Origin of the sequence: Flavobacterium sp. UGB4466 (assembly GCF_903469665.1) — a bacterium.
GTDB lineage: Bacteria > Bacteroidota > Bacteroidia > Flavobacteriales > Flavobacteriaceae > Flavobacterium > Flavobacterium lipolyticum.
In genome coordinates this window covers 64,247-75,297 of sequence record NZ_CAGKLC010000004.1, presented here as the reverse complement: position 1 = coordinate 75,297, position 11,051 = coordinate 64,247, and the positions used below count along the sequence as shown (strand labels likewise).

10 protein-coding genes are annotated in these 11,051 nt (G+C 35.6%); 5 read left to right on the top strand and 5 right to left on the bottom strand.

Translation table 11 applies throughout. From position 1 onward, the window contains the following. Window positions 1–51 precede the first annotated feature (51 nt). Window positions 52–2,286, top strand: a complete 2,235-nt coding sequence (locus tag JO950_RS02185; protein WP_202700861.1) for a radical SAM protein — start codon at window positions 52–54, stop codon at window positions 2,284–2,286. A 24-nt stretch (window positions 2,287–2,310) separates the two neighbouring features. Here the strand turns inward: JO950_RS02185 and JO950_RS02180 are convergent, their stop codons facing one another. The 3 genes from JO950_RS02180 to JO950_RS02170 are packed head-to-tail and all read right to left on the bottom strand — an operon-like array spanning window position 2,311 to window position 5,072. Continuing rightward, window positions 2,311–3,075, bottom strand: coding sequence for an MBL fold metallo-hydrolase (locus JO950_RS02180; protein WP_202700860.1), 765 nt, complete (start codon window positions 3,073–3,075; stop codon window positions 2,311–2,313). A 54-nt stretch (window positions 3,076–3,129) separates the two neighbouring features. Continuing rightward, window positions 3,130–3,813, bottom strand: a complete 684-nt coding sequence (locus JO950_RS02175; protein ID WP_202700859.1) for a response regulator transcription factor — start codon at window positions 3,811–3,813, stop codon at window positions 3,130–3,132. Next, entirely contained in the window at window positions 3,810–5,072 is a 1,263-nt protein-coding gene (locus tag JO950_RS02170) for a sensor histidine kinase KdpD (protein WP_202700858.1), read from the bottom strand. The genes JO950_RS02175 and JO950_RS02170 overlap by 4 nt, the downstream gene beginning before the upstream one ends. A 151-nt stretch (window positions 5,073–5,223) precedes the next feature. Here JO950_RS02170 and JO950_RS02165 point away from each other — a divergent pair, with 151 nt between their 5' ends. Continuing rightward, entirely contained in the window at window positions 5,224–5,640 is a 417-nt protein-coding gene (locus tag JO950_RS02165; protein ID WP_017495198.1) for a DUF1573 domain-containing protein, read from the top strand. 250 nt (window positions 5,641–5,890) lie between these two features. Continuing rightward, the gene (locus JO950_RS02160; RefSeq protein ID WP_202700857.1) at window positions 5,891–7,273 is read left to right on the top strand and encodes a sialate O-acetylesterase; all 1,383 of its coding nucleotides are present in this window, start codon (window positions 5,891–5,893) and stop codon (window positions 7,271–7,273) included. Window positions 7,274–7,372: 99 nt separating this feature from the next. On the opposite strand, the gene JO950_RS02155 is transcribed toward JO950_RS02160, so the two are convergent. Together JO950_RS02155 and JO950_RS02150 are read right to left on the bottom strand one after the other, a co-directional pair. Then, window positions 7,373–7,708, bottom strand: coding sequence for a DUF5615 family PIN-like protein (locus JO950_RS02155; protein ID WP_202700856.1), 336 nt, complete (start codon window positions 7,706–7,708; stop codon window positions 7,373–7,375). Further along, window positions 7,708–7,938, bottom strand: a complete 231-nt coding sequence (locus tag JO950_RS02150) for a DUF433 domain-containing protein (protein WP_017495201.1) — start codon at window positions 7,936–7,938, stop codon at window positions 7,708–7,710. Before JO950_RS02150 ends, JO950_RS02155 begins: the two co-directional genes overlap by 1 nt. 104 nt (window positions 7,939–8,042) lie before the next feature. On the opposite strand from JO950_RS02150, the gene mgrA reads away from it, so the two are divergent. Then, complete coding sequence (mgrA, locus tag JO950_RS02145; RefSeq protein WP_202700855.1) at window positions 8,043–8,999, top strand: L-glyceraldehyde 3-phosphate reductase; 957 nt, start codon at window positions 8,043–8,045, stop codon at window positions 8,997–8,999. A gap of 878 nt (window positions 9,000–9,877) precedes the next feature. Then, on the top strand, window positions 9,878–10,951 hold the full coding sequence (locus tag JO950_RS02140) for an outer membrane beta-barrel protein (protein ID WP_202700854.1): 1,074 nt from the start codon (window positions 9,878–9,880) through the stop codon (window positions 10,949–10,951). Window positions 10,952–11,051 lie beyond the last annotated feature (100 nt).

The window sequence follows — 11,051 nt, the reverse complement described above, 5'->3', positions numbered from 1 at the left end:
TTGTCAAATGATTATAAATATCCCGTATTTTTGCAAAAAAATAAATTCCTTTTGAAAACAAAACTTTTTGTAATTACGCCACCTTTTACGCAACTGAATACCCCGTATCCGGCGACGGCGTATATAAAAGGTTTTCTGAATACCAAAAATATCGAATCGGTTCAGGCTGATTTGGGTATTGATGTAATTCTGGAATTGTTTTCGAAGAAGGGTTTAATTGATTTGTTTCTTTATTCTGAAAATCTTTTTAAAGATTTGTCCTCCCGAGCGGAGTCAAGGGAAGACATTTCAGATAATTCCAAACGTATTTTTGCATTGCAGGACGAATACATCAAAACAATTGATGCAGTAATTCAGTTTCTGCAAGGGAAAAATCCAACTTTGGCCTTACAGATCTGTCAGGAAGATTTTCTGCCCGAGGCCTCCCGTTTTGCACAGTTGGAAGAATTGGATTGGGCTTTCGGAACCATGGGAACACAGGATAAAGCCAAGCATCTCGCGACCCTGTATCTCGAGGATATTTCGGATTTTATTGTGGAATGTATCGATGAGAATTTTGGTTTCAGCCGATATGCCGAACGTTTAGGACGAAGTGCCAATTCGTTTGATGAATTGTACGAAGCTTTACAGCAGGAACCAACCTACATCGATGCCATTTTAATTTCGATTTTAAAAGAAAGAATAGAAATTGTTCAGCCTACATTTTTTTTGATATCCGTTCCTTTTCCGGGGAATTTGTACAGTGCTTTCAGATGTGCACAATGGGTAAAACAGCATCATCCGGAAATTAAAATTTCGATGGGCGGAGGTTTCCCAAATACTGAATTGCGTTCACTTTCGGATCAACGAGTTTTTGAGTTTTTTGATTTTATTACTCTGGATGACGGAGAAGTTCCTATTGAAGAACTTATTGAAAGCTTGTCGTCCCGAGCGGAGTCGAGGGAAGAGAAGCGATACAAAAGAACTTTTCTGCTGGAAAACGGAGAAGTAGTCTACAAAAACAATTCCTTAAAACACGATTATAAACAGTCTCAGGTTGGAACTCCCGATTATTCGGATCTGCCTTTGGATAAGTACATTTCGGTAATCGAAATTGTGAATCCCATGCACCGGATGTGGAGTGACGGACGTTGGAACAAACTCACTATGGCGCACGGTTGTTATTGGGGAAAATGTACCTTTTGTGATATCTCATTAGATTATATAAAAGTTTACGAACCGGTAGCGGCTAATTTATTGTGCGATCGAATGGAGGAAATGATGCTGCAAACAGGGCAGAATGGATTTCATTTTGTAGATGAAGCAGCACCGCCGGCATTGATGCGTGCTTTGGCTTTAGAAATTTTGCGTCGGAAATTAGCAGTAACGTGGTGGACCAATATTCGATTTGAAAAAAGTTTTTCGAAAGATTTGTGTTTATTACTTAAAGCTTCGGGCTGTATTGCAGTGTCAGGTGGTTTAGAAGTTGCCTCAGACCGATTATTAAAGTTAATTGACAAAGGTGTAACAGTAGAACAGGTTGCTAGAGTAACCCGAAATTTTACCGAAGCCGGAATTATGGTTCATGCTTATTTGATGTACGGTTATCCTACTCAGACCATTCAGGAAACGGTGGATAGTCTCGAAATGGTTCGTCAGTTATTCGAGGCAGGGATTCTGCAGTCGGGATTTTGGCACCAGTTTGCGATGACAGCTCACAGTCCGGTTGGATTGTATCCGGAAAAATTTGGTGTCACAAAAGCAACGGAAGCTATCGGAACTTTTGCCAATAATGATATTGATTATACCGATTCTACAGGAATCAATCACGATAAGTTTAGTTTTGGATTGAAGAAATCACTTTTTAATTTTATGCACGGAATCTGTTTTGATTACGAATTGCAGGATTGGTTTGATTTTAAAATACCGAAGACCAAAATAGACCCGGACTTTATTTTTAATGCCCTTGAAGAAGGAAATGATTTCAATACCAAACCGAATGCAAAAGTTGTCTGGTTAGGTGGGAAACCATTTGTGGAGCATTTCACAAAATCTAAAAAAGGAAGAAGCTGGGAAATGATGAGTTTTACTTTCCATGATAAAAAAGAAAGTTTCAACATTCAGACGAATAAAGAAGAAGGAGAATGGCTGGTTCAAATTTTAAGTAAAATGGCTATTTCAAATACTAAAAATTACACTTTTCAGGAAGTGAAGAATGATTTTGAGACCAATTTAGACGATTTCGAGCTATTCTGGTATTCCAAACCCGTCAATACTTTGCGTGAGTTCGGATTATTGGTTTTGTAGTTTTTCTTTGTGCTAAATGAAGGGTTAGTATGCTACACAGGTACCGTCATTTGGAATCGAAACTTTATCCAAAAGATTATTGTCCAGAAGTGCTTGTTTTAATGCTGTTCTTGTGGTCGGACAGTGATTTAAAGCTTCCAGATGATTGGCAAATACTTTTCCAGGAGCAAGTGCGGCAAATTTTAGAATGTCGTTCATTCGCATCAATAAGGGTTGACCGAAATCTAATCTGGCAGTTCCGCAGGCGACAACCGAAATGTCGGGTTTAAACTCAATCAGGACTTTTTGTACATGTTCCGTAAAAATAGTATCAGAACTGATATAAATAGATTTTTGATGGGGTAATTCGATATGAAAGCCCATAACGTTTCCCATAAGTTTGGCAACAAACCCATAACCATGAACGGCGGGAATTCCTGTTATTTTACCTCCCAGAAATTCCTGAGGTTCCCAATAGTTTAAGGTTTGTACGATGCTTAAACCTCTTTTCGATAAAACACTTTGATCTTTGCTGCTGCAAATGACCGGAATACTTTTGCGTCTTAAAAAAATCTCGCCCGCTTTATCGATATGGTCAGGATGTAAGTGAGTAATAAGGCATACGGTTACTTTACTCAAAATATCTCTACTGTTTTTGGGTAAAGCGATAAGTGGGTTTCTTTTGGGTTTGTAACGGAAAATAGTAAAAGGTGCAATCGTTTTCTTTTTTCCCAACATCGGATCAACCAATATAACATCGGTTTCAGTTTCTATAACTAAAGTGGCGTTGCGTAAATGATGTAATTTCATATTGGAGAAAATAAGTACTAAAATACAAAAAAAGGAAGAATTTAAGCCTATAAATTACATGGTAAATCGAAAACCAATTCCGTGAAGGTTCTCAATAGAAATGCCTTTTTCGTTGCTTAGAATCTTACGAAGACGTGAAATAAAAACGTCCAGACTACGTCCCATAAAATAATCATCGGTTCCCCAAAGAGAGGTAAGGATTTGTTCTCTTTTTAAAACGGAGTTTTTATTGTCAAGGAATAATTTCAATAATTCGGCTTCGCGCTGCGTAAGGCTGATTTTTTCATTTTCGTTGAAAAGAACAAAGTTGCTCGTGTCAAATTGATATTTGCCAATCTCATAAACTGGTTTTTCAATCAGAATGTTTTTCTGCGAACGCTTCAGAAAAATTTCAATTTTCAAAAGAAGTTCCTCAATGCTAAAAGGTTTTACGAGATAATCATCGGCACCCAAACGCAGTCCTTTAATACGGTCTTCCTTTAATGTTTTGGCGGAAAGAAAGATAATCGGAATGTCGCTGTTGCATTTTCTGATTTGAGCGGCCAGTTCAAAGCCATCCATCTTAGGCATCATGATATCAAGAATACAAATGTCAAAATTTTCTTTTTTAAAGTTTTCGAGACCCATTTGTCCGTCACGGCAATGATTCACTTCATAGTTGTTCTGTTCCAGATTGTCTTTGGTCAGAAATGCCAGGGTTTCATCGTCTTCAGTATAAAGTATTTTGAACTGTTTCATTTTTTATATGGAATTGATAAAGTTATAGTGATGCCTTTTTCGGAATTGTTCTCCGCTTTTATTTTCCAGTTATGCAAGTTGCAAATTTCTTTTACATAATACAAACCTAGTCCAAAACCGGTTACCTCATTGCTTTTTTCGTTTTGAGCGCGGTAGAACTTATCAAAAATAAAAGAAAGGTTTTTAGATGAAATTCCAACTCCATTGTCTTTGAAAGCCAGTTTTAAAACCGAATTTTCGGCCGTTATTCCAATTAGAATGAGACATTCTCCGGAACAATATTTAACGGCATTATCAAGTAAATTATAAACTAAATTCGAGAAATGAAAAACGTCCGTTTCGATCTTGTGCTCCTTGGAAAGAGTTTCAATTTTGATATTTGCCTCCGGATATTTTAAAAGGATGTTTTGAATTACTTCTTCAATAATCGGAACAACTAAAACCGCCTCCTTCTTTAATTCCAGTGGTGCATAATCTGATTTAGCCACATTTAAAATCTTTTCAATATGACCATTCAGTTTGTTGCTTTGGTTGATAATGATGTCAGTGTACGTATACAGTTTTTTGTCTTCTTTAATAGGTGTCTGCTCGATCAGATATTTAGAGGCAATCAGAATGGAAGATAAAGGGGTTTTAAACTCATGCGTCATATTGTTGATGAAATCACGCTGCAGTTCGGAGTATTTTTTTTGTTGTAAAAGGGTGAAAATCGAGTACACATAAATTAATAAAATAAGAATCAGAGCAATCGAAAGAATAAACCAGAATCGCATCGAACTAAACAAATAGGTCGTCTCATTTGGAAAACGTATGGCGAAATAATAAACCAGGTTCTTGTGTTTTGGAAAATAAACCGGTTGCTTGATTGTCTTTTTTTCAGATAGAGAAATATAATTCCCATACACCATTTCGTCACTCTGACAATTGTACATCGCATATTCAAAATCAGTCGTAATGTTCATTTTTTTGAACTCACTTTTCAGGTAAAATTCAAGAATATCAGGTTCAAAATCATTGTCAATATTTACGATATAATAATCGTTGGCAATCTTTTGAACAGGATTTTGTGCCGGAAGTTCATGATTGGTTCCTTCGTATAGTTTTTTAGCGACTTCAAGCAAAGCGAGATGTGCTTTTTGACTGAGTTTTTTTTGTTCTATAGTAAAAGCTTCTTTGGTCCAAAGCAGCTGTGTTACCAGTATACTGATAATAGCCACTAAGCCTAATAAAATGATGCTATTGAGTTTGTTGAGTTTCAAGAAAACAGTTTTTTAAAGTGTAATATTAATCAAATTTATAGTGAAAAACGCCAATTAACAAGTCGTTAACAAAGATTTGAAAGCGGTTAACAGCGATTTGATCAGTTCAGAAGTACTTTTGAAATATCATTAACCAATAAAATATTTAGCTATGAAAATGATTAAAATTTCGATGTTAGCTTTGGCACTAGGTTTAATGTCTTTTTCGGCAATCGCACCGTTAAAGTCATTAAATTCTGAAACAAAAGTTGCTGCAGCAGCAGCTTCAACTGTAGTATGGAAAGCTGAAACTATAGATGTAGGAGAAATTCCTCAGGGAACTCCAAAAGCAATTGTTTACGAATTTAAAAATACCGGTAAAACTGCTGTTGTCATTACAAATGTAGTGGGGTCTTGCGGTTGTACAGCAACAGATTATACCAAAGAACCTATTTTGCCTGGAAAATCAGCAAAAGTTACTGCGACTTATAATGCTGCCAATAAAGGTGGTTTTACTAAAACAGTTACAGTAACCACAAGTGCCGAAAGCACTCCAAAAGTCCTTACACTAAAAGGCACAGTGATCTAAGAGTTTTAAATATATTAGTTATAAAGCGAGAAGCTCCGGATATGTAATGTATCCGGAGTTTTTTTTATGTTGTTTTTTTATCCTTTTAAAAATTAATATCTTTAAGAACGATGTTTTTTATGGAAAGTGTAGAGCGTTTTTTTACAATATCACCGGACTAAAACAGCTGAAATTGTTAAAATGCAATAGGTACTTAAAAATTAAGATGGCTATAGTCAGACTAAGCAGGTTCTCTTAAAAAAGCAATACGATGAAAAATAATATGTTTAAGTTTGTTCTCTTTCTGTTGATTATTCCCGGTTTTATGATGGCAAATGTCTCTCTACCCAATATTTTTGGTGATAATATGGTTTTACAGCGCAATGCTGAAGTTAAGATTTGGGGTTGGGCCAATCCACAGGAAGAAATCAGATTAGTGGTTGACTGGAGCAACATCGAGTATAAAGTTAAAGCAAACAATCTGGCGCAATGGGAGCTGAAAATAAAAACACCCGAAGCCGGTGGTCCTTATGTAATTTCTATCAAAGGGTACAACGAAATTATTCTTAAAAACATTTTGATTGGCGAAGTTTGGGTCTGTTCGGGGCAATCGAATATGGAAATGTCATCAAGCTGGGGGATAGACAATGGGGAGGAAGAAACTAAAAATGCAGCAAATCCTAATATTCGATTTTTTAACGTTCCGAAATTAACAGCTACAACACAACAGAACAATCTGCTTGGTAACTGGACAGAATCGACTCCCGAAACCATGAAATACTTTAGTGCTGTTGGTTATTTTTTTGCCAAACGTTTAAGAGAAGAACTAAAGAATGTTCCAATTGGGTTAATATCTTCCAACTGGGGAGGTACTCCCGCAGAAGTCTGGATGCCCGAAGAAGTCGTTCAGAAGGATCCTGTTTTGTTAGAAAATGCAAGAAAATTAAATGAGCAGGAGTATGGACCCCGACAGCCGGGACGTGCGTACAATGCGATGATCTATCCTTTTGTTGGATACAAGATTGCCGGAACAATTTGGTATCAGGGAGAATCGAATGTTGGTTCTTTAGTATATGACAAAACATTATCGGCTTTGATTACCTCATGGCGGAAAGCCTGGAGCGATGATTTTCCGTTTTATTATGCACAAATTGCCCCTTTTAAAACGGGAAGTAATAATTTTCATAATGTCATCGTAAGAAATTCACAAAGAAAATTACTCAAAGAGGTTTCAAATACCGGAATGACTGTAACCAGTGATATTTCAGATGTAAAAGAAATTCATCCCAAAGATAAAAAGACAGTAGGAGTCCGTTTAGCCAATCTGGCTATGGAAAATACTTATAAAATTACTGTTGGGCTGGTCAATGGACCTCTTTTTAAGAGTTTTAAAATCGATAAAGAGGTAATAACTCTTTCTTTTGACTATGCCGATGGTTTGTATTTTAAAAATAAGCTGTCCAACCAGTTTGAAATTGCAGGAGCAGATGGTATTTTCTATACGGCCGAAGCTTTAATTAGAAACGATCAGGTTGTAGTAAGCAGTAAAAAAGTTAAAAATCCGGTTAAGGTTCGTTTTGCCTGGGGAAATACAATTCAATCTGATCTGTTTAATAAAGTGAATTTGCCAGCTTCTTGTTTTAGTACGGAATGAAACAGTTATAAAATTTGATTTGTAATCAAAAAAGCCAAGTATTCATGTCTTGATAACAAAATTTTATTTGTTCATAAAACCGGTCTTGAAGCAACACAATTAATAAATCTCTAAGATCAGTAAGTCATCATTTGAAATAAAAGAAATAATAGCTTCCCTTTTTGAGATTAAAAGCTCAGCAATTTGGTTCGTATTTTTGTTGAAAGTCTTTAGAATTATTACTTTTGGCGGCGCTCCCTTTAAAAGCAATAGTTTTTCAAAATCATCATCGTGAGTAAGTATGGTGAAATTGTTTTGTTTGGCGAAATTCCAAATCTCAATATCTTTTGCAGGCTGGTTTATTCGAATATCTTTGCAATGCAAACAATTTGAAAATTCATTTTCAATGCTCTTAATTACCCTCCATGAGATATTTGCATCCAAAAGTAATTTCATTAGGCTGCGATTATTTTGGTTATATTTTCCCTGTTTGCAGCAAAGGCTAAAGCCGCTAAAATATGCTCTTTTTTTAGTTCGGGAAAATCAGCTATAATTTCTTCGAAAGTCATAGCTGTAGATAGCCAGGAAAGAATGTCTGAGACGCAAATTCGGGTTCCTGCAATCACAGGTTTACCAAACCGAATGTCCGGATCGATTGAAATTAAGTTTTGCCAGTTATTTTCCATAAATTTATTGTTTAAACAAATTTACAAAAATAAAGCACTATTTGCTTTTAAAATAATAGGGTTTGTTTCTACCTTTAAATGCTATAAAACTTATAATTACAACAATGAAATATAACAGATGTGGAAAAAGCGGATTGTTACTGCCTCAGATTTCTTTAGGATTGTGGCATAACTTCGGATCGGTAGATAATTTTGATGCTGCGGAATGTATTGCCGTTGAAGCTTTTGATAAAGGAATTACACATTATGATCTGGCCAATAATTATGGGCCGGTTCCCGGATCTGCAGAAACTAATTTTGGAAAAATACTCTGGCATAACTTTCAGGGAAATTTAAGAGACGAAATCATTATCTCGACCAAAGCTGGTTACACCATGTGGGATGGCCCTTATGGAGATTGGGGTTCTCGTAAATATTTACTGTCAAGTCTGGATCAGAGCTTAAAAAGAATGAAGGTAGATTATGTGGATATTTTTTATTCACATCGTCCAGATCCTGAGACTCCAATTGAGGAAACGATGATGGCTTTAGATTATGCTGTGAGAAGTGGAAAAGCTTTGTATGTGGGAATAAGTAACTATTCGGCAGAACAAACCAGAGTGGCTGTAGATGTTTTGAAGCAATTGGGGACGCCATGTTTGATCCACCAGGCCAAGTATTCTATGCTGGAGCGTTGGGTAGAAAACGGCTTATTAGATGTTCTCGAAGAAAAGGGAGTAGGTTGTATTGCTTTTTCTCCTTTGGCACAGGGACTTCTGACGGATAAATATCTAAACGGAATCCCTGAAAACTCAAGGGCACATAATCCAAACGGACATTTGAAAGAAGATGAGGTGACACAGGAACGGATACAGAAATTAGTTCAGTTGAACGAAATTGCCCGAAACAGAAATCAGTCTTTGGCTCAAATGGCTTTGTCATGGCTCCAAAAGGACAAACGAATTACTTCAGTTTTGATCGGAGCAAGCTCTGTAAAGCAATTGAATAATAATATCGAATGTTTGCAAAATCTTGATTTCGCGGAAGACGAAATAAATGCAATTGAGAAAATTTTAGCATAGATCAAATTTTAGATACTTTAAAAAATAAGGGCTGTCTCAAAAATGAGTCAGCCCTGTTTTTTTAAATTAGATTTTTTCGGAAGTAACTATTCCAGTTTTTTTCGAAACTGCTCCAGCAAAGCAAAAGGTTTGTTGCAAATGTAATTTTCCGATAGTAGAAAAGTTCCAGCGGAGCGAAACGTAAATGGTTTAAGACAGCATTTTTTTTTGTTTGATAAATTTTGTGCAGTCTCTCATTACCCAAAAAGTATTTTCATATTTACTTTTATTTGACCGGAAACATACTTTTTATGGAGTTGTTATGGTTTGCTTTTTTTTTGTAAAGCCCGTTCAAATTAGAATGGGCTTTGTTGTTTTTGGCAATGAGCGTTAACCGTTGAATTTTTATTTTTCAGAATTTAAACTTGTAAGAATTTTATCTTTTTTGATATCGATTTTTTTTACCTTTTTAGTGGTGAGTGGTTTTTGTTGTATTTTTTGTTGTTTTGAATTAGGTGGTATTTTTTAAGGGGGTGTGTTTTTTTGTTGAATTGGTTTTTGATGTTTTTGTATTATTTTTTATTTGATTTTTTATGTAAACCTATTATTTTGTGTAGTTTGTTGTTATTTATGTGTTATGTATTTTTTAAAAATGAACAGCTAATAATATCAAATAACGATTATGAAGAGGTTAATTTTTGTAATCCGTAATTCTTGCTTAAAAATGCCAAAAAAGTAGATTTGAATTCTTTTACTCATGCAAAAGTTAATAAATTCGCTACTGAAAATGAAGAGGTTTTAGAGGGAATAAGAGGTTTTAAAAGTGACTTATAGTATTCAATTGCCTATATAAAAGATTAACTAACCAAAATCAATTAATAACCAAAACCAATTAAAACATGAAAAAAGTAGTACACATTTTAGCCGTGATGTTAACCAGTTCTTTTGCTTTTGCTCAAGATGAAAAGGAAGCTGCGACTTCACCGGCGACCACTTGGGGAGGATCGGCAGATGCTTATTATAAATATGATTTTTCAAAACAAATGAACGGATTGACGAGTTTTACCAATTCTCAGGATTCATTCGAATTAGGAATGGCTTCTGTTCAGGCAGGACATAGCTTTGGAAAAGCGGCTGTCTTTGTTGATCTGGGCTTTGGAAAAAGAGCAGGAGAGTTCTCCTATAACGAAACTACAGATAAAGACATAAATGCAAAATTTTTGATTAAACAATTATTCTTTACCTATCAGGTTACTGATAAATTTAAGTTTGTAGCGGGTAGTTTCGGAACACATATAGGTTATGAGGTATTAGATGCTGTCGGAAATAAAAATTACAGCATGTCTTATGCTTTTTCTTATGGTCCGTTTTTCAATACAGGTCTGAAAGCACAATACACATCAGGTAAGTTCACAGCTATGCTTGGTATTACCAATCCGACCGACTTTAAATCAGCAATGGATGCAGGTTCAAGTCAAAAAACATACATAGCACAAGTAGGGTATATAGGAGAGACCGGTAGTGCTTATTTGAATTTTACTTCGGGAAGTACTAATCCGGTTTCTGATGAAAATAAAACACAGATTGATTTTGTAGCGTCTAAAACAATAACGGATGTCTTTTCTTTAGGGTTTAATGCCACGTACGCTAAAACGAATAATGATATTGACAGTGCGCTCGATGGTGATTGGTTTGCTTTGGTAGGGTATGCCAATTATACTTTCAAACCAAATTTGAGTCTGGCCTATAGAATGGAGTATTTCGATGCAAAAAAAGCAGCGGCAAGTTTAGGAACATTAACAGGATCAAATGTTTTTGCAAACACCGTTTCTTTGAATTATAAAGTAGGGAAATTGACTATTATTCCGGAGTTAAGATACGACGCTGCCTCTGAGGATATTTTTTTAGATAAAGATGCTGCCCCAACCGGAGGATCATTCTACGGATTGATAGCTACAACATACTCTTTCTAGAGATAAAGATTGATATTTTTTTTTTTTTTTTGGAGCTGTCGAAACATACTTGTGTTTTGGCAGCTTTTTTATTTTTTTAGAGGAGATGTGAGTTATGGGT

Bases quoted from the DNA above. Each gene is read 5' to 3' on its own strand.
- JO950_RS02180 (WP_202700860.1), bottom strand. From the start codon at position 3,075: ATGAAATTACATCATTTACGCAACGCCACTTTAGTTATAGAAACTGAA.
- JO950_RS02175 (WP_202700859.1), bottom strand. From the start codon at position 3,813: ATGAAACAGTTCAAAATACTTTATACTGAAGACGATGAAACCCTGGCA.
- JO950_RS02165 (WP_017495198.1), top strand. From the start codon at position 5,224: ATGAAAATGATTAAAATTTCGATGTTAGCTTTGGCACTAGGTTTAATG.
- JO950_RS02160 (WP_202700857.1), top strand. From the start codon at position 5,891: ATGAAAAATAATATGTTTAAGTTTGTTCTCTTTCTGTTGATTATTCCC.
- JO950_RS02155 (WP_202700856.1), bottom strand. From the start codon at position 7,708: ATGAAATTACTTTTGGATGCAAATATCTCATGGAGGGTAATTAAGAGC.
- JO950_RS02150 (WP_017495201.1), bottom strand. From the start codon at position 7,938: ATGGAAAATAACTGGCAAAACTTAATTTCAATCGATCCGGACATTCGG.
- mgrA (WP_202700855.1), top strand. From the start codon at position 8,043: ATGAAATATAACAGATGTGGAAAAAGCGGATTGTTACTGCCTCAGATT.
- JO950_RS02140 (WP_202700854.1), top strand. From the start codon at position 9,878: ATGAAAAAAGTAGTACACATTTTAGCCGTGATGTTAACCAGTTCTTTT.